Source organism: Aeromonas sp. FDAARGOS 1418 (assembly GCF_019048585.1).
Lineage (GTDB): Bacteria > Pseudomonadota > Gammaproteobacteria > Enterobacterales > Aeromonadaceae > Aeromonas > Aeromonas caviae.
On sequence record NZ_CP077387.1, the window covers coordinates 3,092,630 to 3,116,497 of the forward strand.

At 64.2% G+C, this 23,868-nt stretch carries 17 protein-coding genes and 1 other annotated feature (1 of these 18 running past the window's edge); of the genes, 13 read left to right on the top strand and 4 right to left on the bottom strand.

The features are described 5' to 3' along the window. Positions 1-35: a sequence feature (His leader region), on the top strand; it begins 90 nt to the left of the window's first position. 28 nt (positions 36-63) lie between these two features. The 11 genes from hisG (at position 64) to hisIE (ending at position 14,847) form a co-directional block, all read left to right on the top strand. Further along, positions 64-960 (top strand): ATP phosphoribosyltransferase, encoded by an 897-nt coding sequence (gene hisG, locus I6L48_RS14460; protein WP_010674694.1) that lies wholly within the window; start codon positions 64-66, stop codon positions 958-960. Between the two features lie 30 nt (positions 961-990). Further along, entirely contained in the window at positions 991-2,316 is a 1,326-nt protein-coding gene (gene hisD / locus I6L48_RS14465) for a histidinol dehydrogenase (RefSeq protein ID WP_102983876.1), read from the top strand. Next, complete coding sequence (hisC, locus tag I6L48_RS14470) at positions 2,313-3,383, top strand: histidinol-phosphate transaminase (protein WP_069651239.1); 1,071 nt, start codon at positions 2,313-2,315, stop codon at positions 3,381-3,383. The genes hisD and hisC overlap by 4 nt, the downstream gene beginning before the upstream one ends. Positions 3,384-3,402: 19 nt before the next feature. Continuing rightward, positions 3,403-4,536, top strand: coding sequence for a bifunctional histidinol-phosphatase/imidazoleglycerol-phosphate dehydratase HisB (gene hisB, locus I6L48_RS14475; RefSeq protein ID WP_041211397.1), 1,134 nt, complete (start codon positions 3,403-3,405; stop codon positions 4,534-4,536). Continuing rightward, the gene (hisH, locus tag I6L48_RS14480) at positions 4,536-5,159 is read left to right on the top strand and encodes an imidazole glycerol phosphate synthase subunit HisH (protein ID WP_113978456.1); all 624 of its coding nucleotides are present in this window, start codon (positions 4,536-4,538) and stop codon (positions 5,157-5,159) included. Before hisB ends, hisH begins: the two co-directional genes overlap by 1 nt. A gap of 5 nt (positions 5,160-5,164) precedes the next feature. Then, complete coding sequence (gene hisA, locus I6L48_RS14485) at positions 5,165-5,911, top strand: 1-(5-phosphoribosyl)-5-[(5-phosphoribosylamino)methylideneamino]imidazole-4-carboxamide isomerase (RefSeq protein WP_216987367.1); 747 nt, start codon at positions 5,165-5,167, stop codon at positions 5,909-5,911. Between the two features lie 132 nt (positions 5,912-6,043). Then, positions 6,044-7,153 (top strand): two-component system response regulator, encoded by a 1,110-nt coding sequence (locus I6L48_RS14490; protein WP_010674688.1) that lies wholly within the window; start codon positions 6,044-6,046, stop codon positions 7,151-7,153. Continuing rightward, positions 7,146-9,299: a PAS domain S-box protein gene (locus tag I6L48_RS14495; protein ID WP_216987368.1), complete on the top strand. Its 2,154-nt coding sequence runs from the start codon at positions 7,146-7,148 to the stop codon at positions 9,297-9,299. Before I6L48_RS14490 ends, I6L48_RS14495 begins: the two co-directional genes overlap by 8 nt. Then, positions 9,296-13,267: a PAS domain S-box protein gene (locus tag I6L48_RS14500; RefSeq protein WP_216987369.1), complete on the top strand. Its 3,972-nt coding sequence runs from the start codon at positions 9,296-9,298 to the stop codon at positions 13,265-13,267. Before I6L48_RS14495 ends, I6L48_RS14500 begins: the two co-directional genes overlap by 4 nt. Before the next feature lie 178 nt (positions 13,268-13,445). Further along, positions 13,446-14,219: an imidazole glycerol phosphate synthase subunit HisF gene (hisF, locus tag I6L48_RS14505; protein ID WP_216987370.1), complete on the top strand. Its 774-nt coding sequence runs from the start codon at positions 13,446-13,448 to the stop codon at positions 14,217-14,219. After that, positions 14,212-14,847 (top strand): bifunctional phosphoribosyl-AMP cyclohydrolase/phosphoribosyl-ATP diphosphatase HisIE, encoded by a 636-nt coding sequence (hisIE, locus tag I6L48_RS14510; RefSeq protein ID WP_216987371.1) that lies wholly within the window; start codon positions 14,212-14,214, stop codon positions 14,845-14,847. The genes hisF and hisIE overlap by 8 nt, the downstream gene beginning before the upstream one ends. Before the next feature lie 92 nt (positions 14,848-14,939). Here the strand turns inward: hisIE and I6L48_RS14515 are convergent, their stop codons facing one another. The 3 genes from I6L48_RS14515 to I6L48_RS14525 form a co-directional block, all read right to left on the bottom strand. Then, on the bottom strand, positions 14,940-15,260 hold the full coding sequence (locus I6L48_RS14515; protein WP_042881380.1) for a hypothetical protein: 321 nt from the start codon (positions 15,258-15,260) through the stop codon (positions 14,940-14,942). A gap of 66 nt (positions 15,261-15,326) precedes the next feature. Continuing rightward, positions 15,327-16,025, bottom strand: a complete 699-nt coding sequence (locus tag I6L48_RS14520; RefSeq protein ID WP_216988079.1) for a YafY family protein — start codon at positions 16,023-16,025, stop codon at positions 15,327-15,329. A 211-nt stretch (positions 16,026-16,236) separates the two neighbouring features. Further along, a complete protein-coding gene (locus I6L48_RS14525) occupies positions 16,237-17,859 on the bottom strand; it encodes an acyl-CoA synthetase (protein WP_216987372.1) in 1,623 nt (540 codons plus the stop codon). A 323-nt stretch (positions 17,860-18,182) separates the two neighbouring features. Between I6L48_RS14525 and I6L48_RS14530 the strand changes: the two genes are divergently transcribed. Continuing rightward, the gene (locus I6L48_RS14530) at positions 18,183-18,722 is read left to right on the top strand and encodes a glycine zipper 2TM domain-containing protein (RefSeq protein WP_010674678.1); all 540 of its coding nucleotides are present in this window, start codon (positions 18,183-18,185) and stop codon (positions 18,720-18,722) included. A gap of 155 nt (positions 18,723-18,877) precedes the next feature. On the opposite strand, the gene I6L48_RS14535 is transcribed toward I6L48_RS14530, so the two are convergent. After that, positions 18,878-22,096, bottom strand: coding sequence for an ExeM/NucH family extracellular endonuclease (locus I6L48_RS14535; RefSeq protein WP_254203216.1), 3,219 nt, complete (start codon positions 22,094-22,096; stop codon positions 18,878-18,880). 599 nt (positions 22,097-22,695) lie between these two features. On the opposite strand from I6L48_RS14535, the gene I6L48_RS14540 reads away from it, so the two are divergent. Continuing rightward, on the top strand, positions 22,696-23,817 hold the full coding sequence (locus I6L48_RS14540; RefSeq protein WP_216987373.1) for an ABC transporter substrate-binding protein: 1,122 nt from the start codon (positions 22,696-22,698) through the stop codon (positions 23,815-23,817). Positions 23,818-23,868: the final 51 nt, after the last annotated feature.

Consider the following 23,868-nt stretch of genomic DNA (forward strand, 5'->3'; position numbering starts at 1 on the left):
TGAACCCTCGGAAGCACATACTTCCGAGGGTTTTTTCGTTTTTGACTAGAAGGAAATCGAGCAATGGAAACACAACGTCTGCGCATCGCCATGCAAAAATCCGGTCGTCTGAGCCAGGATTCCCAGGCCCTCTTCAAGAGCTGCGGCCTCAAGATCAACCTGCGGGAACAGCGCCTCATCGCCCATGTCGAGAACATGCCCATCGACATTCTGCGGGTGCGTGATGACGACATCCCGGGTCTGGTGATGGAAGGGGTGGTCGATCTTGGCATCATCGGCGAGAACGTTCTCGAAGAGGTGCAGCTCATCCGCGCAGCCCAGGGGCAGCCCTTTGCGGTGAAGACCCTCAAGCAGCTCGACTTCGGCGGCTGCCGCCTCTCTCTGGCGGTGCCGGACGATGTCAACTACACAGGACCCGAGAGCCTGGCCGGCAAACGCATCGCCACCTCCTACCCCGGTCTGCTCAAGCGCTTCTTCGACGAGAAGGGCCTGGGCTTCAAGAGCGTGATGCTGGGCGGCTCGGTGGAAGTGGCCCCCCGCGCGGGTCTGGCCGATGCCATCTGCGATCTGGTCTCCACCGGCGCAACCCTGGAAGCCAACGGCCTGAAAGAGGTCGAGGTGATCTACCGCTCCAAGGCCGTCCTGGTGCAGGCTCCCAACCCCCTGAACGATGCCAAGCAGAAACTCATCGACAAGCTGCTGCCCCGCATCCAGGGGATGCAACAGGCGCGCGAAAGCAAATACATCATGCTGCACGCCCCCAAAGACAAGCTCGATGCCATCACCGATCTGCTGCCGGGGGCGGAGCGTCCCACCATCATGCAGCTCGCCGGTGACACCAACCAGGTGGCCCTGCACGTCGTCTCCAGCGAAACCCTGTTCTGGGAGACCATGGAACAGCTCAAGGCCCTGGGTGCCAGCTCCATCCTGGTGCTGCCCATTGAAAAGATGATGGAATAAGCCGAGATGATGGAATAAGGAAGACACATCATGCAGACCCTGATCTGGAAGACCCTCTCCCCCGCCCGGCAAGCCGAAGTCCTGACCCGGCCCGCCCTTGGCGACGAAGCCGACATCGGTACCGTGGTGCGAGACATCATTGCCGCGGTACGCAGCCGGGGCGATGAGGCCCTGCGCGAGCTGAGCCAGCGTTTCGAACGCGCGCCCCGCGAACAGCTTCGGGTGAGCGACGCGGAAGTGGATGCCGCCTGCGCTCGACTCGGTGATGACATCAAGGGTGCCATCGAGGCCGCCATCGCCAATATCCGTACCTTCCACGCCGCCCAGGTGCAGCCCGTCGTCCGAGTCGAGACCCAGCCCGGGGTGCTGTGCGAGCTGCGCACCCAACCCATCAGCCGGGTCGGTCTCTATGTCCCGGGAGGCAGCGCGCCGCTCCCCTCCACCGTGATGATGCTGGCCATTCCGGCAAGCCTGGCCGGTTGCCGCGAGGTGGTGCTCTGCACCCCGTCTCCGGCGAGCGACGAGATCCTGTTTGCCGCCCGCGCCTGTGGTGTTCGTCAGGTGTTCGCCATCGGCGGCGCCCAGGCCATCGCGGCCATGGCCTATGGCACGCAGACCATCCCCAAGGTGGACAAGATCTTCGGCCCGGGCAACGCCTATGTGACCGAAGCCAAGGGCCAGGTTTCCCGTGACTGGCGGGGCGCCGCCATCGACATGCCAGCCGGCCCCTCCGAGGTGCTGGTGATCGCAGACGAGAGCGCCAACCCGGCCTTCGTGGCATCGGACCTGCTCTCCCAGGCCGAGCACGGCCCCGACAGCCAGGTGGTGCTGGTCACCACCTCTGCTCCCCTGGCCGATGCCATCGGCAGCGAGCTCCAGGCGCAACTCGCCGAGCTCAGCCGCCGCGACATCGCCGAGCAAGCCCTGAAGGCAAGCCTGGTGATCCTCTGCGACAACCTGGAGGAGGCCTGCGCCATCTCCAACGCCTATGCACCGGAACACCTCATCGTGCAGACCCGGGCCCCCCGGGATCTGCTGGACAAGCTCGAGAACGCGGGCTCCATCTTCCTCGGGGCATGGACACCGGAGTCAGTCGGTGATTACGCCAGCGGCACCAACCACACCCTGCCCACCTACGGCTATGCCCGCACTTGCTCGAGCCTGGGGCTTGCCGACTATCAGCGCCGCTACACGGTTCAGGAGCTCACTGCAGACGGCATACGCGGCCTTGGCCCCATCGTCCAGCGCATCGCCCAGGCCGAGGGACTCGATGCCCACAAGCATGCCGTCACCCTCAGGTTGAACGCCCTGGCCGCCGAGCCCCAACAAACAGCACAGCAGAAGGATTTGTCATGAGCATCGTCAATCTGGCCCGTCGCGTCGTGCGGGCTCTCACTCCCTACCAGTCCGCGCGCCGCATCGGCGGCCAGGGCCACGTCTGGCTCAATGCCAATGAGGCCCCCCTGGCCTATCCCTTCACCGTCGAGGGGAGTCGCCTCAACCGCTATCCCGAGTGCCAGCCGGCCGAGGTGGTAAACGGCTATGCCGCCTACGCCGGGGTCAATCCGGATCAGGTGCTGGTAAGCCGCGGTGCCGACGAGGCCATCGAGCTGCTGATCCGCACCTTCTGCGAGGCAGGGGAAGATCAGATCCTCATCTGCCCCCCCACCTACGGCATGTACGCCATCAGCGCCGAGACCTGTGGCGTGGGGATTGTCGAGCAGCCATTGACCGCCAGCCGTCAGCCGGACTGGCCCGCCATCGCCGATCGCCTCTCTGACGTGAAGCTGGTGTTCCTCTGCTCCCCCAACAATCCCACCGGGGATCTGGTGGGCCGCAAGGGACTCGTCGCCCTGCTGGAGAAGGCCCGGGACCGCGCCATCATCGTCGTGGACGAGGCCTACATCGAGTTCTGCCCGGAGGCCTCCGTGGTGGACCTGCTCGCCCAATACCCCAACCTGGTGGTGACCCGCACCCTCTCCAAGGCCTTCGCCCTGGCAGGGATCCGCTGCGGCTTTACCCTGGGGGATCCCGAGGTGATTGCCATGCTGGCCAAGGTGATCGCGCCCTACCCCATTCCCGACCCCATCGCCCAGATTGCCGCCCAGGCGCTCTCTCCCATGGGGCTGGAATTGATGCAGGAGCGGGTGCAGGAGCTCAACAAGCAAAAGGCGCTCATCAAGGCGGAGCTGCTTCGTCTGTCCTGCGTCAAGGAAGTGTTCGAGGACAAGGGCAACTTCGTGCTGGTGCGCTTCAAAGATGGCGCCGCCGTGTTCGCCGCCATGAAGGCCGCCGGCATCATCTTGCGTGATTTCTCCAGCAAGCCTGGCCTTGACAACAGTATCCGCATCACCATCGGCTATCAGGGCGAAATGGACGCCGTGCTGGCGGTATTGCGTGACCTGCCCCCACCCTCTCTGTAAGACAAGCAAGGATGTAGCGATGAAAACCCCGTTTTTGTTTATCGACCGTGACGGCACCCTGATCGAGGAGCCGGTCACCGACAAGCAGGTGGACAGCCTTGCGAAGCTGCGCTTCGAGCCCATGGTGATACCTGTGCTGCGTGAGCTCCAGGCCGCCGGCTACGTGCTGGTGATGGTGACCAACCAGGATGGGCTCGGCACCGCCAGCCTGCCCCTTGAACACTTCCAGCCGCCTCACGACCTGATGATGCACCTCTTCGAATCCCAGGGCGTCACTTGGGAGCAAGTGCTGATCTGTCCCCACTTCCCCACCGACGGTTGCAGCTGCCGCAAGCCTCACCTTGGGCTGGTGAAGGAGTATCTCGCCTCGGGCCGCATCGACTTTGCCAACTCCTTCGTGATTGGCGACAGACAGACCGACATCCAGCTTGCCGAGAACATGGGCATCCGCGGCATACGCTACCACCCGCAAGATCACGGCTGGACTGCCATTCGTGATCAGCTGCTCTCCAAGGGGCGTGTGGCCGAGGTGGAGCGCTACACCAAGGAGACCCGCATCCAGGTGGCGGTGGATCTCGACAAGAGCGGTGGCAACCAGATCGCCACCGGCATCGGCTTCTTCGATCACATGCTGGATCAGATAGCGACCCACGCGGGCTTTCGCCTCAAGCTCAAAGTGAGCGGCGATCTGCACATCGACGATCACCACACGGTGGAAGATGTGGGATTGGCGCTGGGTCAAGCCCTGCGTCAGGCCCTTGGCAACAAGCGCGGCATCGGCCGCTTCGGCTTCGTGCTGGCGATGGACGAGGTGCAGGCGGTGATCGACGGGCGTCCCCGCCAGGAGGCTGACAACACCTCGCTGACCGAGCTGGACGTGGCCACGGCACTGGATCTGAGCGGCCGTCCCTACTTCGTGTTCGACTGCCCGAGCGGCTTTGGTCGCGACAGCGTGGGAGAGATGGCCACCGAGATGGTGCCTCACTTCTTCCGCTCCCTCTCTGACGCCATGGCCATCACCTTGCAGATGAAGGTGGGCAGCGGCAACACCCACCATCAGGTGGAGGCGCTGTTCAAAGGCTTTGGCCGCGCCCTGCGCCAGGCCATTCGCGTGGAAGGGAGCGAGCTTCCCTCCAGCAAGGGGGTGCTGTGATGGGGAAACAGAACCTGGTCATCATCGACACCGGCTGCGCCAACCTCGCCTCGGTGCGCATGGCGTTCGAGCGCCTCGGCGTGCAACCCAGGGTGAGCTGCAAGGCCGCCGACATCGAGCAGGCGGACAAGCTGATCCTGCCCGGCGTCGGCACCGCCATCGCCGCCATGAAGAACCTCAATGAGCGGGAACTGGTGCCCCTCATTCGCGCCGCCAAGCAGCCGCTGCTCGGTTTTTGCCTCGGCATGCAGATGCTGGCACAGGCCTCGGAAGAGAACATGAGCACCGATGGCAGCGAAGGAGCGCTCATCGACTGCCTCGGCATCGTGCCTGGCAGGATCCGCCTGATGGAGGTGGGCAACCTGCGCCTGCCCCACATGGGCTGGAACCAGATTGAGCACGACGAGACCCACCCGCTACTCAAAGGCATCCCCAGCGGCAGCTACTTCTACTTTGTCCACTCCTATGCGCTGGAGGTGACCGACGCGACCCTGGCGACCTGCGACTACGGCCTGCCCTTTACCGCCATCGTCGGGCGGGACAACTTCTTTGGCGCCCAATTCCACCCGGAGCGATCCGGCCCGGCCGGTGCCCGCCTACTGCAAAACTTTCTGGAGCTATGACAGGCATGATTATTCCCGCAATCGACCTTATCAACGGTCAGGTCGTGCGCCTCTACCAGGGCGACTACGGCCAGAAAACCGCCTACAGCGACAACCCGCAGGCCCGCTTCGATGACTATGTCAGCCAGGGGGCGGCGCAGCTGCACCTGGTGGATCTGGACGGCGCCAAGGATGCCAAGGCACGCCAGTTGGCCCTCATAGCCCAGCTGCTGTCCGCCACCGAGGCACCGGTGCAGGTCGGCGGCGGCGTGCGCAGCGAACAGGACGTGGCCGACTTGCTGGCGGCCGGCGCCAGCCGGGTGGTGATCGGCTCCACCGCCGTCAAATCCCCGGATCTGGTGGCCAGCTGGATGGAGAAATATGGCCCCGAGCGCATCGTGCTGGCGCTGGATGTCAACATCGATGAACAGGGCAACCGCCACATCGCAGTAGCTGGCTGGCAGGAGAACAGCGGCATCTCCATCGAGGCGCTGATCGAGCGCTTCCTCCCCGCCGGACTCAGACACGTGCTCTGCACCGACATCAGCCGGGACGGTACCCTGGCGGGCACCAACGTCGAACTCTACCGGGATCTCTGTGCCCGCTACCCGAGCGTCGGCTTCCAGGCCTCCGGCGGTATCGGCGGTCTGGCGGATATCGAGGCGCTCAAGGGAACCGGCGTCAAGGGGCTCATCCTCGGCCGTGCCCTGCTGGAGGGCAAGTTTGACGTGGCAGAAGCCATTCGCTGCTGGGGTGACGGCCGCGCTGCGTGACGCGCCCCTTTCCGGCATCAGACAGCCTGCCCATCCGGGCAGGCCTCTTTCTCCCCGATGGGGGCGAACCTTATGATTTGGCAGCAATTGGCTCTATACTCGACCTCACAGGGATAGCGTCATGGAAGACATATGTTGACACCTCACAACGCCACCATCCTGATCGTCGACGACTCACCCGAAAATCTGATGGTACTGACCGAATTGCTTTCGCCTCATTACCGCGTGCTGGCTGCGCAGAGCGGGGAAAAATGCCTGCGCATCGTCAGCGCGGATCCAAAGCCTGACCTCATCCTGCTGGATGTGATGATGCCCGGCATGGATGGTTATGAAGTGCTCAGGCAATTGCGTCAGTCCCCGATCAGCAGCCGTATTCCCGTCGTTCTGCTCACCGCCCTCGCCGACCCCCAGAGCGAGGAGTTCGGCCTCTCCCTCGGCGCTGCCGATTACATCACCAAGCCCATCAAGCCGGTGGTCGTTCAGGCCCGGGTGCGCACCCAGCTGGAGGCCAAGCAGGCCCGTGACGGCCTGCAAAACCAGAATGCGGCGCTGGAAGCCGAGGTCGCGCGGCGAATGGCGGAAAACGACCTGATCCAGCAGGTCTCCATCCGCGCACTCGCCCATCTGGCGGAGATCCGCGACCCCGAAACCGGCAACCATATCCTGCGCACCCAGGGCTACGTACGTCTGCTGGCGAGCGCCCTGGCTGATCACCCCCGTTTCGCCGATACCCTGACCCCGGGTTACATCGACCTGCTGAGCCGCTCCGCACCGCTTCATGATATCGGCAAGGTGGGCATTCCCGACCACATCCTGCTCAAGCCGGGCAAGCTGACTCCGGAGGAGTGGCAGATCATGCGCACCCACGCCAAGCTCGGCAGCGATGCCATTGAGGAGGCCGAACAGGACATGGAGCAGCCCCTGGCCTTCCTCACCCTGGCCAAGGAGATCGCCCACTGGCACCACGAGAAGTGGGATGGCAGCGGCTACCCGGACGGCTTGCAAGGGGACGCCATCCCCCTCTCGGCTCGCCTGATGGCGCTGGCAGACGTGTTTGACGCCCTCATCTGCGCCAGGGTCTACAAGCCGGCCATGAGCTACGACGAGGCTCGCGCCCTCATCCTCTCCGGCAGCGGCCACCATTTCGATCCCGATGTCGTGACCGCCTTCGATCGCCATTTCGACGCATTCGTCACCATTGCCGAACGCTACCAGGATGGCAGCGAGGCCGTGGATGGCTGAGGCTCCCCTGACCCGGGCACATGTGCTCAACGTCGTGCTCACCTATGCCGCCGTGGCAAGCCTGTGGATCCTGCTCTCCGACAAGGCGGTGGAGTGGCTGTTCAGCACCCCTGCCCAGTTCGCCATGGCAAGCACCATCAAGGGCTGGCTCTTTATCCTCATCACGGCCCTCATGCTTTATGCCATGCTGCGTCGTCGCATTGACACCACCGGCAGCACACCTGTCTTTACGCGGCGTCAATGGATCCCCTTCCTGTTGCTCAACGGGCTCATTTTGGCCCTGACCGCCATGGCCATCGCCCGCAACATCGAACTGGCACGCAACAAGGAGGTGGCTCGTCTCGAAGCCATCGCGGATCTCAAGAGCCAGCGCGTCACCGAGTGGCTCGGAACCCACGAGCAGGATATTCACCAGCTCATAAAGGGTCTGGGCAGTACTGATTTCTATCGTCCCGGACAAGCACCATCCTCACCCGAAGCGATCACGCCACCACTGGCAAGGCTGCTCGAATTCATCTCGGTACGCGGATTTCACGGTGCGGCCGTGTTCAATCCTGCCGGACAGCCCCTGTGGCATACCCCGGGTGGCGACACCATGAATGCCACGTTGCGTGACGCCCTGACACGGCTCGAGCAGGGCAAAGTCATGCGTCTTGGTCCCTATCTCGATGATCGCGGCCACGCCAGGCTGGACTTTCTGGTCAATCTGGAGGTCGCTGCAGGACCTGCCCCCGTGCTGGTGATGCAGATAAGCGCAAATCGCTGGCTCGATCAGATCCTGGGGGCCTGGCCCGTCCCAGACAGCAGCGGAGAAGCCATACTGTTTCGCCAGCAGGGGGATCAGGTCCACTATCTGAGTAGCCTGCGCCATCGCCCGGAACCGGCTCTCACCCTGCACTATCCCGTCACCCACCCCACCCTGCTGGCAGCCCAGTATTTGCGGCTCGCCGAACGCGGCACGCCCCAGGTACTCTATGGCCAGGATTACCGGGGTAGCGAGGTCTTCGGGGTTGTCTATCCGGTCATGAACACGGACTGGTATCTGCTGGCCAAGATCGACAAGGCGGAACTCTACCAGGCCACTTTCAAGGAGAGCGTCTGGATCGGTCTCATCGGCCTGCTGGTGCTCTTTGTCACCAACGCCGGCATCATCCTGCTGCGCCAGCACACCCGGCTGCAGATGGCCGAACAGCTTCAGCACTCCCAGTCCCAGCGGCTGGAGGCGTTGCAACTGCTCTCCGCCATCGCCGACAGCTCGGAAGACGCCATCTTCGCCAAGAACAAGGAGGGCAGATACATCCTCTTCAACCGGGCCGCCAGCCAGTTTGTCGGCAAGCCGGTTGACGAGGTGCTGGGCCAGGATGATCTGACGCTCTTCCCGCCGCCGCAGGCACAAATGCTGATGGCATCCGGGCGCCAGGTCATAGAGCGCAACCGGGTACAGACCGAGGAGGAGTACCTGACCCTGCCCGATGGCGAGCGCGTTTTTCTCGCAACCAAGGGCCCCTTGCAAGACAGCGAGGGGAAGGTGATCGGGATCTTCGGCATCTCTCGGGACATCACGGACTTCAAACGGGCCGAGGCCGACTTGCGAGAGCGGGAGGGGCTGTTCCGTGCCCTGGTGGAGCAATCCCTTGCCGGGATCTACATCATCCAGCAGGGTCGGCTCTGCTACATCAACCCCTGTTTTGCCCGACTGTTTGGCTATGACACCCCGGGGGCGCTGATCGCCGTTGGCCAGTTGCACGCCCTTGCCGCTCCCAAGGACAGCACCAGGGTCGCCGAGCTGGTGCGCGCGTGCGAGCAGGACGCGCGCGATATCCACACCCGCTTCAGTGCCCTGCATCAGCACGGGGAGTCCCTGGAGGTCGAGCTGTACGGGCGGCGCGTCGATTACCTCGGCCAGCCCGCCATCATCGGCATTCTGCTCGATGTCACCGAACGGGAGCAGGTTGAACAGGCCCTGACCCGCCAGGCCAGCGAGCTGCGCCAGCAGAACCATGAGCTGGAGCGGTTCAACAAGGTGATGGTGGACAGGGAGCTCGCCATGCTGGCTCTCAAGCACCAGATCAACGGGCTCTCCCGTCAGCTCGGAGTGCCGCCCCCCTATCCCCAGGCCCCCATGCCACCGGAGGATCTCCCATGATGAGCTGGTCACCCCTGTGGCATGTGCGCCCCTCTACCCAGCGCTGGGGGATCTCCCTGCTGGCCGTGCTGCTGCCCGTTCTGATGTTGCAAATCCGGGTCCAGCTGCCCATCGCCTTTGGCGAGCGACCGCTGCTGGTTCTCTTCATGCTGCCCATCATCGTCTGCGCCCTGTTGGGGGGCTTGTTGCCTGGTCTGCTCTGCACTCTGGTCACCGCCCTGGTCACCAGCTATTTCATGCTCCCCCCCACCCACTCACTGAGCGTGGCGGTAGGCCAGGATCTGGTGCAATGGTGCCTGCTCATCGCCAACGGTCTGCTCATCAGCGTACTCAGCGCCGCTTTTCATCGTGCCCGGGCCAGAGAGGTCCAGCGCTGGCAGGAGCTGATGAACGCCCAGAACCAGTTGCAGCAGAGCGAGAACCGCTTCCAGGTTACCTTCGAACAGGCGGCGGTCGGCATCGCCCTGGTCTCCCCCGATGGACACTGGCTGCGTGTCAATCAGCGGCTGTGCCACATCCTGGGCTACCGGGCCGACGAGCTCACCGGGATGACGTTCCAGCAGTTGACCCATCCGGACGATCTCTACATCGATGAGGCCCACGTCGCCCGGGTGCTGGCGGGGGAGCTCCCCCACTACACCCTGGAGAAGCGCTACCTGCACAAGGGGGGCGAGATTATCTGGACCACCCTGACGGTGGCCTTGGTGCGCGACGCCGAGGGCAATCCCGACTACTTCATCTCCATCATCGAGGACAACCGGCAGAACAAGGAGACCGAGGAGGCGCTGCGCCGCAACGAAGCCATACTGCGTGAGTCCCAGCGTCTCGCCAAGATAGGGAACTGGCGCTGGCGCGTGGCCGATGACAGCCACTTCTGGTCACCGGAGATCTATCGCATCTATGGCCGGGATCCGGCCCTCCCCCCCGCCGTCTATCCCGAGGTCAGAAAATACTTCACCCAGGAGGGGTGGCATACGGTGGCCCAGGCCGTCGAGCGCTGCAGGATGGACGGGCAGCCCTACGAGTGCGATGCCGAAGTGATCACGGAGCAGGGGGAGACCGCCTGGGTCATTGCCCGCGGGGCGGCGCTCAGGGACAGGGATGGCACCATACTCGAGCTCTACGGCACTGTGCAGGACATCACGGAGCGCAAGCTCGCGGAGCAGCGCCTGCAACACAATCAGCAGATGGCGCTCGATACCCAGCGTCGTGCTCGCCTCGCAGCCCTGAACCTGATGGACGACGCCATCAGTGCACGGGTGCGCGCCGAAACCGTCAGCAGCGCCCTGCGCGAGAGCGAACAGCGCCTGCTGATGGCCCAGGAAGGGGCCCATGTCGGCATCTGGGAATGGGACATGGTCAGCAACCGTCTCTTCTTCTCGCCGGAATGCGCCCGCCTCTATGGCCGCAGTGCCGAGGCGCTCGGCGAGCTGGCCGCCTGGCAAGCTTGCCTGCATCCGGATGACAGGCCCCGCATCGAGCAGTTGCTGGCGGAGCGGGCTGTCAGCGGCGCCCCCGTCGAGCTGGAGTTCAGGATCCTGCTGCCAGATGGCGGCATCCGCTGGCTGGTGAGCAAAGGGAGCGTCTATCGGGACGCCCAGCAGCGGCCCGTGCGCCTCCTTGGCATCCATCTGGACATCACCCAGAGCAAGCTGGCCGAGCAGCAGTTGCGCCAGTTGTCCCTGGCCCTCGAACAGAGCCCTGACGGCGTCTTCATCACCGACACCCGGGCGCGCATCGAGTACGTCAACCCCGCCTTCCTCGCCGCCAGCGGTTACCAGCAGCATGAGGTGATAGGCCGGACCCCGTCCCTGCTGCGCTCTGGCCTCACCCCGGATGCCAGCTATGTCGCCCTGTGGGATGCCATCAACCACGGCCAGCGCTGGCATGGCGAATTCATCAACCAGCGCAAGGATGGCTCCCACTACCAGGTGCTGGCCACGGTGTCGCCGATCCGCCAGGAGAGCGGCGAAATCACCCACTACGTCACGGTCCAGGCCGACATCACCGAGAAGAAGCAGCTCGGCGAGGAGCTGGACCAGTATCGCTACCACCTGGAGGAGATGGTCAACGAGCGCACCCGGCAGCTGGCCCAGGCCCACCAGCGGGCCGAAAGTGCCAACCACGCCAAGAGCGCCTTCCTTGCCAACATGAGCCACGAGATCCGCACCCCCATGAATGCCATCCTGGGGCTCACCTATCTGCTCAAGCGCGACACCCGGGATCCCACCGACCTCGAACGGCTGACCAAGATAGACACTGCCGCCCAGCACCTGCTCAGCATCCTCAACGACATCCTGGATCTCTCCAAGATCGATGCGGGCAAGATGACGCTGGATCTGACCGATTTCTCCCTCACCGCCATGCTGGACAACGTCCGCACCCTGATGAGCGACCAGGCCAGGGCCAAGGGGCTCACCATAGTGACGGACATTGGCGATACCCCCGCCTGGGTGCACGGTGACATCACCCGCCTGCGCCAGGCCCTGCTCAACTATGCGACCAACGCCATCAAGTTCACCGAGCAGGGAACCGTCACCCTGCGCGTCAGGCTGGCCCGCCCCCTCACCACCGGCTACCTGCTGCGCTTCGAGGTGGAAGACACCGGTATCGGCATCACCCCTGCGCAGCGCGAGAAGCTGTTCCAGGCGTTCGAACAGGCGGATGTCTCCACCACTCGCAGATATGGCGGCACTGGCCTTGGCCTTGCAATCACCAGCCGGATCGCCGCCCTGATGGGGGGTGAGGTCGGAGTCACCAGCGAGCCAGGCCAGGGAAGCTGCTTCTGGTTTACCGCCAGGCTGTTCAAGGCAAAGGAGGACGCCCCTTCCCGGACCCCGTCCGAGCAGGGGAACGAACAGGCCTTGAGCTTCCCTCGCCACGCCCGAGTCCTGCTGGTGGAAGACAACGCCATCAACCGGGAAGTGGTGCTCGAGCTCCTGTGCCACAGCGGCCTCGTCATCGAGACGGCCGTCAACGGCCAGGAGGCCCTGGCCCTCGTCAGCCAGCACCCCTTCGACCTCATCCTGATGGACATACAGATGCCGGTGATGGATGGCTACAGCGCCACCCGCGCCATCCGGGCCCTGCCCGGCATGGACAGGTTGCCCATCCTGGCGCTCACCGCCAGCGCCTTCGAGGAGGACAGAAAGGCGAGCGCATCGGCCGGCATGAACGATTTCATTGCCAAGCCCGTTACCCCCGCCAAGCTGTTTGACGCCCTGCAGCGCTGGTTGCCCCAGAGCAAGGTCCCCGAGCTTGCCCCGGACGACAGCACTCGCCATCCCGTGACAGGCCCCCTTGCCCGCCTGCAGGCACACCCGGGTCTGGATCTCGACCAGGGGCTGGCGACCCTCAACGGCAATCAGGAGAAATACCTGGCCCTGCTTCGCTACTTCATCCATGAGCATGGCCAGGACATGGCCCGGCTGCACCGCCACTTGCAGGCCGGGGAGCACAGTGGTGCGACCCGCATGGTCCACAGCCTGCGCGGCGTGGCGAGCACCCTGGGGGCGCATGAGCTGTCGCGCCACTGCCTGACCCTGGAGCAGGCCATCGCGGACGGCAACACTGAACCCACCGGACTCATGTCATCCATCGATGAAGAGATCGCCGCCCTTTGCGCTCTGCTCGGGGACGATCTCGCCGCCCCGACCACCGATCTGGTGCCTCTGGGGGATCAGTGGCGCCAGCAACTGCTGGGCCAGATGGAAGCCCTGCTGGTGCAAAGCGACACCGCCGTGCTCCCCCTCTACGAGCAGTATGCCGGTCCCCTTCGCCTCATGCTGGGGTCTCGCAGTGACACCCTGACCAGGCAACTGAAGGCGTTTGATTTTGATGCTGCCCTGCTCACCCTGCGCCAGCATATGGCAACGGACGAGACCCACCCGGACGATCGGGCCCGCCTCCCCGAGGCGCCAGCCTGCCATCCGGGGCAGGTGAAGGGCGACAAAGGGTTGAATCACTGAATAAAGTCATGCATATAGTGGGGTGCCCAGAGGCGACGAGACGGCCTGCCGGGCCTGTCGTTTCTCCCTTCATGGGCCCCCGTTCAAGGCATGCCAACCCTGTTCCCGTCCGCCGCCCGGGCCAACGCCGGCGGCAGAACGACGTTTCTTTAACCGTGCTTTACATGGAGCAATGAGCATGTTGTCAAAGCGTATTATCCCCTGCCTCGACGTCAAAGATGGCGTGGTGGTCAAGGGCGTGCAGTTTCGCAACCACGAGGTGATGGGCGGCATTGTCGACCTCGCCCGCCGCTACGCCGCCGAGGGCGCCGATGAGCTTGTCTTCTATGACATCACCGCCTCGAGCGACGAACGGGTAGTGGACAAGAGCTGGGTAAGCCGGGTGGCGGAAGTCATCGACATCCCCTTCTGCGTCGCCGGCGGCATCAAAAGCGTGGAGGATGCCCGCCAGATCCTGGAATTCGGGGCCGACAAGGTCTCCATCAACTCCCCCGCCCTGGCCGATCCCACCCTGATCACCCGGCTCGCCGAGCGCTTCGGCGTGCAGTGCGTGGTGGTGGGTATCGACTCCTACTTCGATGCCGCCCTCGGTCAATATCAGGTCAAACAGTTTACCGGCGACGAGAGCCGCACCCGCACCACCAGCTGGACCACCCTGGAGTGGGTACAGGAAGTGCAGCGCCGGGGCGCGGGGGAGATAGTGCTCAACGTGATGAACCAGGACGGCATGCGTCAGGGCTACGACCTTGAGCAGCTCAAGCTGGTGCGCGCCGTGTGCAAGGTGCCCCTCATCGCCTCCGGCGGCGCCGGGGCCATGGCGCACTTTCGCGATGCCTTTACCCTGGCCGACGTGGACGGGGCGCTGGCCGCCTCCGTGTTCCACAAGGGCCTCATTCCCATTCCCGAATTGAAACGCTGGCTGAAAAACGAAGGAGTCGCCATCCGTGAATAATCAAGCAGTAGACAATGCATTGCCGCTGGCCGAACGCCTGGACTGGGCCAAGTGTGAGGGCATGATCCCCGCCATCGTCCAGCATTCCCTCAGCGGCGAAGTGCTGATGCAGGGCTTCATGACCCGCGAGGCGCTGGAAAAGACCCAGACCACCGGCCAGGTCACCTTCTTCAGCCGCAGCAAGCAGCGCCTGTGGACCAAGGGCGAGAGTTCGGGCCATGTGCTCAAGCTCGTCGCCATCACCACCGACTGTGATCAGGACTCCCTGCTCATTGCCGCCGACCCGGTCGGCCCCACCTGCCATCTGGGCACCCCCTCCTGCTTCGACGGCCACCCCGTGCCGCCGCTCGGCTTCCTGGCCGAGCTCGAACAGATCCTGGCATCACGCAAAGGGGCAGATCCCGCCACCAGCTACACCGCCAGCCTCTATGGCAAAGGCACCAAGCGCATCGCCCAGAAGGTGGGTGAAGAGGGGGTGGAAGTGGCCCTGGCCGCCATGGCGAAAGACAGGGAAGAGCTCATCAACGAATCCGCTGACCTGCTCTACCACCTGACCGTCTTGCTGCAAAACGAAGGCTTGGGTTTGAAGGATGTGGTGCAGCGCCTGCATGAGCGCCACACCAAGTAATTATTGAATTCTTTTCAACAAAACGGGCCCTATGGGCCCGTTTCATTTCATGATTGCCCCCTCGCCGGGGGATGGCAGGCCCCGCGCCGCCCTCAGCCGATACGGGTCCAGAAGCTCATGTTGACCGAGTGATGGTCAAGCAGGGTCAGGTACTCCCCTGCCACGTCGTTGTGCAGCCACTGCTGGCAATAGGCTTCCACCAGCGACTGGCTGGGGGCCATCACCACGTCCGCATAGAGGCCGTCGGCGCCGCGCAGCAGGCAGTGCATGATGAGCCCGGATTGCTGGACAAGAAACTCGGACTCGACCCGCCGTGACAGGGCGAGCAAGTCCGCCTCCGTCACCCCTTCCCTGAGCCTGAAGGTGGCAAATTCGACGCCCCCTGCCTCTTGCATGTCACCCTTGATGATCATCTCGTTTTCTCCGTTGTGGATGGTCTGGAGAACCCAGCATAACGAAGGGCTACTGACAGCCTTGTGTCAGTCCTGAATGACCTTTTCGGCGCCACTGCCCCCAGGGGGGAACGCGTCCGACTGGCGCAGGGCAAGGTAATCGGCCAGAGTCGCGCCAGGTGGTGCCCCTTCTCCCGGTCGGCACGGCGCCAGGGTGTCGATGCGATCCACCCTGAAATCCCGGTAGGCCCGGCGCAGCGCACACCAGGCGCCGAGCGTCCAGCATCCGCCCCAGTAGAAGAGCCCGAGGGGAAAGAGCTGACGTTCCGTCCTGCTGGCGCTGGCATCCCGGTAGCCAATGTGCAGCCAGTGACCGGCCGTGATGGCGTCGTGCAACCTGTCCCAGCGAGCGTATGCAGGCTGCGCCGTGGAATAGTCCGGCACCCGCACCACGGGGACGCGAGGTGCCCGAGCCTCCTTGGCGGGCAGGGCCGCTTCAATCTTGGCGAGCAGGGCGCGGGCCGGATCGGCCATCCCCTTGCCCGTCAGCACCGCCACCAGGTTCACCCCGGTGATGAGGGCCTCCAGCTCGGCCGCACTCAGTTGCAACGGGGCCATTTCGAATCCCTCGCTCAGCCGATAGCCCAGCCCGGCTTCCCCGTAAACCGGAATGCCCGCCAAAGAGAGATCGTCGATATAGCGGTAGATGGTGCGCTCCGACACGCACAGGCGCGTCGCCAGCTCCCGGGCGGTCAGGGGTTGATGCGCCCGCAGCAGGTTGGTCAGTTGAAACAGTCGGTCCGATTTTCTCACAGGCATCCTCAGGCTGGCGGGAGATGGCAGGCATGGTAAGCCGGGATTGGCTCGAAAGGCACGCGTTGTTGGTCGAACTCCGTTATCAGAGGCCCAGGCCATCTTTGAAGCAGCATCTTCACCCCTGAGGCCACGAAACACAAAACGGGCCCGCAGGCCCGTTGATGGCGCGGCGCCTTTGTCGTCACGCCAACTGCTTGCGCAGCATGAATTTTTGCACCTTGCCGGTGGAGGTCTTGGGCAGCGGGGTGAAGATGATGCGCTTGGGGGCCTTGAAGTGGGCCATCTGCTCGCGGCAGAACGCAATGAGCTCGGCCTGGGTGAGCTCGCGCCCCTCCTTGAGCTTCACGAAGGCGCAGGGTACCTCCCCCCAGGTCTCGTCCGGCATGGCGATCACCGCGGCTTCTTCCACATCGGGGTGGCGATAGAGCACGTCTTCCACCTCCAGGCTGGAGATGTTCTCCCCGCCGGAGATGATGATGTCCTTGGATCTGTCCTTGATCTCCACATAGTTGTCCGGGTGCCAGACCGCGAGATCCCCGCTTCGAAACCATCCCAGTGCCATCGCCTCCTCGCTCGCCGCCGGGTTCTTGAGGTAGCCCTTCATGACGATGTTGCCCCGCAGCACTATCTCTCCCAGGGTCTTGCCATCCATGGGGACCGGCTCGCCGCTGACGGGGTTGATGACCCGCATCTCCCCTTGCAGGGGGGAGGCCACCCCCTGGCGCGCCTTGAGACGGGAGAGGGTGGTGGCATCCTGCCCCTGCCAGCGTCTTTGCGGCTCGCACACCACGCAGGGACCATAGGTTTCGGTGAGGCCATAGACATGGGTCACGGCGATCCCCATGGCCTCCATGCCGGCGATCACGGTGGCGGGTGGTGCTGCCCCCGCCGTCATCGCCTTGACGGGGTGGTCGAGTCCCTGCTTGAGGGCCGGATCGGCATTGTTCAGCATATTGAGCACGATGGGGGCGGCGCAGAAATGGCTCACCTTGTGTTCGCGCAGCGCCCCGTAGATGGCCGCCGCCTGCACGTGGCGCAGACAGACGCTCACCCCGGCGGTGGCCGCCAGGGTCCAGGGGAAGCACCAGCCGTTGCAGTGAAACATCGGCAGGGTCCAGAGGTAGACGGGGTGCTTGGGCAGCTCCCAGGAGAGGGCGTTGTTGACCGCATTGAGGTGGGCGCCGCGATGGTGATAGACCACCCCCTTGGGGTTCCCCGTGGTGCCGGAGGTGTAGTTGAGGGAAATGGCCTGCCACTCGTCCGCTGGCAGCCAGCCGGGTTCGTCCCCGTCCCCCAGGGCGATGAAACCCTCGTAGTCGAGCTCGCCCACCAGCTCCCCTTCCCGGTAGAGGGGATCGTCGATGGCGATCACCAGGGGCTGGCTGTCAATGAGAGAGAGCGCCTTTCGCACCACGGCGCCGAACTCCCGGTCCACCAGCACCACCTTGCTCTGGGCATGCTGGAAGATGAAGGCCATGGCGTCCGCATCGAGCCGGGTGTTGATGGTGTTGAGGACGGCGCCGCTCATGGGCACCCCGAAGTGCGCCTCGAACATGGCCGGCACATTGGGGGCGACGATGGAGACGGTGTCCCCCTCGCCAATGCCGCGACGGCGCAGGGCCGAGGCGAGCTGGCGGCAACGGCGTTCGGTCTGGGCCCAGCTCTGGCGCAGGGGCCCGTGGATCAGCGCCGGATAGTCGGGATAGACCCTGGCGGCCCGCCCCAGAAAGCTCAAGGGGGTCAGCGCCTCGAAATTGGCGGGCGTCTTGCCAAGGCCGGCGTCGTACATGTTCTGCTCTGTCATCGGATCCTTCCTCACAGGGACACAAAACGGGGTGGCTCTCGCGGTTCACCACGACCGGCATTGCGCCCTGATGCGGGGCCAGGATACCGGCTGGAACCGGATGAAAGGGTATCAAGGGGGCCAGATCCCAGGTATTAGCGAAACGTCTTAGGGGCCCTCGACCCTGCTCTCCCTGTCGCCAATCGCCGACGCTATTTTTGCGCGGTCACTTTTTGCGCAGTCAGCCCCTGTCGCGATCCCGTGGCCCTTGCCTTGAGCCTGCGGCGCAAAATGCGAAGAATGATCCCAAGCCCTCAACGGGTATGAGTACGAGGAGAAGAGTGATGAACAAATCCATGTTGGCAGGTGTCGGGATCGGTGTGGCCTCTGCGCTGGCATTGTCGGCGGTCGCCAGCGGATCCCTGTTTTCATCAGAGCCCCAGTTTGCCGAGGTGCTGGCCAGCAAGCCGGTGACCGAGACCATCAAGACGCCGCGTCAGGAGTGCCGCAACGTCACCCTGACCCACCGCAAGCCGGTGCAGGACGAACACAAGATCCTGGGTACCGTGGTTGGCGCGGCCCTGGGCGGCGTGGTCGGCCACCAGTTTGGCGGTGGCAGCGGCAAGAAGGTGGCCACCGCCGCAGGTGCCGTGGCAGGGGGTTATGCCGGGAATCAGGTGCAGGGAAACATGCAGGCGGGTGATACCTACACCACCACGGAGCAGCGCTGCAAGACGGTGCAGGAGAGCAGCACCCGCACCATCGGCTATGACGTCACCTACCGCCTCGCCGGCCAGGAAGGGGTGGTACGCATGGAGAAGCAACCCGGCCCCACCATTCCGGTCAAGGATGGCAAGCTGGTACTGAGCAACGCGCAGGGTTGATACTCCGTTAGGAGCGCCCTGCCATGAGGAAGGCCCACCACGACGGTGGGCCTTTTTCCTCTTCGCAACCCAACCTGTCTGCAACAGGTCTTCCCAACAAAAGTTTTCTCAACAGAAAGGGGCCCGCAGGCCCCTTTCTTGTTGCTCAATCATCCTCAGTGGCGACCGAAGGGCCACCAGGACTTGTCGTTGTCCAGAATGTCGACCCGGGTCTGCTGCAAGGCGCCGGGCTGGCCCCCTTCCACCCGATCGAGGCTCACCCTGAACTGCTCGTTGGGCTCGACGAACCAGTCATCGATGATCAGCACCTTGACCGACTTGCTGCCCCCCTCGCCCGCGGCCCAGCTCACCGACTGACCGAACCAGGGCAGGAAATCCAGTCCCCAGCGCGCCGTGACCCCGTCAAGGGCCACCCGGGCCCGGGCTGGCTTGCTGAGATCGCCGCTTCGCACCAGGGGGATCTCGGCAAACCACTGCCCCTCGTTCACCGTCACGCTGGCGCGCGCCAGCGAGATGGTGGACGGTGCCAGCTTGTCCTTGATGGTCACCAGGGTCTGGTGCTGATCCCCCAGGGTCGCGCCGCTCGCATCAAACAGCTCCAGGGTAAAGGTCTCATCCCCCTCGTGCAGGGTGTCGCTCTTCACCGGGATGCTGATGGTCTGGGGCTCGCTCTGCCCGTCCGCCCAGTGCAGGGTGCCGGTGAGGGGCGCCACGTCGCTTGTGTCCGCGCTGCCGTAGACGATGCGATAGCTGACGCTCGCCTCCCCGTGGCTGCCATCGCTGCGACTGACACTCAGGGACAAGGTATTCCCCTCCTCCACGTTCGCAGCGGCGCTCTCGAGGCTCAATACCCCGGCTGGCGGCAGCGGATACTGGATGGCTACCAGCACGGGATCGTGATCCGAGGCGCTGAAGGGCCCTTCGGATTTCGCCAGCTGGCCGCTGTACTTGCTGCCGTACTCGAAGAAGTTGCTCTCGGCGGAGTTGATGTGCCAATCCTCGATACCGATCACCTTGGCCGCGAGGCTCGGGTTTGCCAGGGCGTGATCCAGGTTGCCGAGCTCCCCTTCATAGCTGTAGGAGTAGGTGTCGGTGCCGTGGAAGCGGGTGTTGAGGTTCACAAACCCATACCCCTTGCCCAGGACGCTGCCGCTCTCCTCGAAGGGCTGGCCCGCCAGGGTGGTGAAGGAGGCGCTCATGATCTGGCGCGCCTGGGCGGCCGGATCATAGTCAGTCAGCACCCGGATGGGATCTTCCATGCCGTAGGCGTTCATGTCGCCGATGAGCAGCAGATCCCCGGCCAGATCCTTGAGCTGTTCCCCCAGCACCTTGGCGGCGGAGACCCGCAGCGCGTTGCAGTGGCCCTGGCCATCCAGCGGATCGGCGGTGGCGTAGTCGGGGTAATCCTCGAAGCAGGCGGAGCCCTTGGACTTGAGGTGGTTGACCACCAGGGTCAGGGGCACATCCCCCTTGGGCGAGCTGAAGCGCTGCACCAGCGACTCGCGCATCCCCTGATTGATGGTCACCGGCTTGCCGCTGGCATCCACCGCCTCGGCCTGCTGCACCGGCAACGCGATGAGGCTGGCGGCCCCTTGCGGGCTCACGCTGGCGGGTCGGTAGATGAGCCCCACCGTGATGGCGTCGGTGCCAATGGGCTTGCCATCCGGCGAGGCAATCCAGCGGTAGTGATCCGCCTCGTCCGGCTGGGCGGCGTTGAGGGCCGTCACCAGGTTGGCGATGGCGGAGTTGTCGCCATAGCCGTTGTTCTCGATCTCCATCAGCCCCACCACGTCGGCATTGAGGCGGGTGATGGCGCTGACGATCTTGGTACGTTGCAACTCGAACTCCGCCACCGTCAGGGCGCCCCGGTTGCTGCCGGTGGGGTTGGCATCCCCGCCCACGACCGTGGTGAAGAAGTTGAGCACGTTGAAGCTGGCGACCCGCAGATCCCCCGCCTCGGCGAGTTCCGGCGTTTCCACCCGATCCCAGCCGCTGTGATCTATCTGGCTCGCGTCGATGCGGTTGCTGGCCACCAGCCTGAACAGGTTGTAAGAGTAACCGAGCGCCCCCTCCAGCCCGTTGAGCTTGTCGCCGATGCGCAGGTAACCGTCCTCGGCGTTGAAGCCGGGGAACCAGGGCAGCACACCGTCCGGCGCCTTGGCGTCGGTCTCCACCACCAGCTGGTTCTGCTGGTTGCGAAGGGCCCAGTCGCTCGCCTCCTGGCTCATGGCGGCAAATTTCTGGGTCGACTTGATGAGCGGCGCGCCATAAGAGAGCACCAGGTTGTTGCGCTTGCCGTCGTAATCGAAGCTGAAGTTGCGGGTCACCACCAGGCTGGAGCCGGGCACCAGCCGTACCTGCATCCCCTCGTGACGCTCCAGCAGCTGGCTCAGGCTCTCGCCCGCCACCGGCACCAGATCCACTGCCGCTGGCACTGCCCCAGCGGGCCGAGTCACCACCAGATCGTCTGCGTTGATCTGGGTCTGGTTGAAATACTCCTTCACCTTGCCCGAGACGCACACCTCGGCCCCCGGCACGATGGCAGCATTGGCCTTGGTGCTGTAGACGAAGAGGCCGTCGGAGGTCGCCGGATCCCCGTCCCCCTGCTCGTCCTGAATGAAGAAGCCCTTGTAGAGGCCGCTCACTACCTGGGTTACCACGCCGCGGGTGGCGTAGGCCTGTTCCGATTCGAACTTGCCGGCTGGCACCAGGGGGCTGCTGGTGCCGGGGCCCTGAATGGCGGGCACGGGCACCAACTGATCCACCGGGCAGACGAAGGCGGGCGGCTGGGTGCCATCGCAAGGGCCATCGCCACTGCAACCCAGGCCACTGGCGTCATCTTTCGGGGCGGCCACGTATTCCTGCGCCGGATCAAAAGGGGACGTCGCATCAGTGCGGCCCATGGTGACGGTGGCCTTGCGGCGCAGGGTCATGTCCAGGGTCGAGACGTTGCCCGACACCCAGGCCATGCCGGGATCCACCCCTACCTGGCCGACGCTGTCGATTATCTCGCTGCCGCGATAGAGCACCAGGGCGTCGTCACCGTTGAACACCAGGTTGCCGCTGGTCTGGGTCGTCTTGGCCAGGATCTCGGCATTTGCTGAGGGGTTGGCCAGCACCAGGGTGGCGCCCGGGGCGAGGGTGCCTTGCAGCGCCAGGCTGTTGGTGGGGGATTCGCTGATGGGTTTGCCGTTGGCGTAGAGCGCCAGCCGGTATTGGGAGAGATCGACGAGGTCCGAGCCGAGGTTGCTCAGCTCCACCGCCTTGTTGTTGCCGGACCCTTCCAGGTATTCGGTGATAAGCAGTTGCGCCTGTGCCTGTCCAGCGAGCGCCAGCCCGACGGCCAGCGCCACCAGAGAGTGTCTTCCTGACATGGTCAGTTTCCTTTTTTATTTGCAGATCATGTTATTGGCGCCCCGCACAAGGCGGGCCGCAGCACCTTGGATGCAGCCATCAACGGAAGGCATGTCAGCCCCCGGCCGAAACTGCGCGCCCACTCTGCCCCGTCGGCGCCGGGGCTGCTGCGAGCTGGCTAACAATGACAACAAAATGTTGCGCCAAGGTGACGGGCAATACCCGAATGGGCAGTGTCTGCCATCGCTGCGCAGGAAGTTGTCGCCACCCCCAGCCCCTGCTGGCGGCCTCTGTCAGGGAGCGACATCGGCGCCGGGGCAGACGGGGGGAGCATTACGGCAGGCCTCTGCCCGGTACCATCTCGTGAGCAACCCCACTCACAGACACTGGATCATGGGCAAATCCATGGGTGCCATACCGGGCGCCACTCCCTTCGTGGCCCGAGAAGGCAGAAAACCGGGGGATGAGACTCTCTTCTGGTGCTCTTGTGGAACCGGTTCCAGTAATGACAGAAATAACAAGAGAGGAGATGACACAAACGTTTGTTGCTTTTGCGCTCGCGAATGGCAATAGTTCTCACTTTCTTTTTTGACCGTCTCTATTCTCGAGGTGCTACAAGATGTTTCGTCACCCCCTGGCAAAGTTGCTGCTGCTCGGCCAGCTCGTCCTGGTGAGCTGGATGGCGCAGGCCGCCCCCCCCGTTGAAGTGGAAGATGTGATGGGCCGCAAGGTCTCCCTCAGCCTTCCGGCAAGCCGCATCGTGCTCGGTTTCTATCCCGAAGATTACCTGGCGGTGGCCGGTGAAGGCGGGGCCGAACGCCTGGTGGGCATGTCCCTGGGCTGGTTCATGAAGTCCCGTCCCGCCATCTGGTCGCTCTACGTGGCCAGCCAGCCACAACTGGCCAAGGTCCCCGACCTTGGCAACGTGCAGGATCAGAGCTTCTCCATCGAGAAGACCCTGGCGGTCAAGCCCGACCTGGTGATCCTGGCGAAGTGGCAATATGAGGCCCTGAGCGCCGACCTGCCACGCCTTGAGCAGGCGGGGATCCCGGTGGTGGTCATCGACTACAACGCCCAAACCCTGACACAGCACATGGCAAGCACCCTGCTGCTTGGCAAGCTGACCGGCCAGGAGGCCCGCGCCCGGAAGATGGCCGACGAGTACAAGGCCAAGATTGACACCATCACCTCCCGCATTGCCGCCGCGAAGCGCACGCCGCCCCGGGTCTACATCGAACTGGGTGACAAGGGTCCGGCCGAGTACAGCTACACCTATGGCAAGGACATGTGGGGCGCCATGGCCCTGCTGGCCGGTGGCAACAACGTGGCCGCCCCCTTCGTCGATCGCTGGGGCCCCATCCACCCGGAACAACTGCTGGCGAGCAAGCCCGAGGTGATCCTGATGGCGGGCTACGAGAGCGTGAGCAGTGCTGTCGCCATGCAGGTGGGCCAGGATGTGTCGGCAGAGACCGTGCGCCAGCGTCTGCAAGGCTTTGCCGCCCGTCCGGGCTGGAGCGAGCTGCCTGCGGTGAAGCAGGGTCGTCTCTACGCGGTCTATCACGGCGCCACCCGCAGCATCATGGATGCCGCCCTCATCGAGTTCATGGCCAAGGCCCTCTATCCGGACCTCTTCCAGGATCTCGATCCCCTGGCCACCTATCAGGCGTTCTACCAGCACTACCTGCCCATCCGTCCCCAGGGCACCTTCATGCTGGGCATCAAGCAGGATGACGCAAGCTAAACCCGGCAATTCGGGTGCGGCCCACCTCGGCCATACCCTCTTCAGCAACCC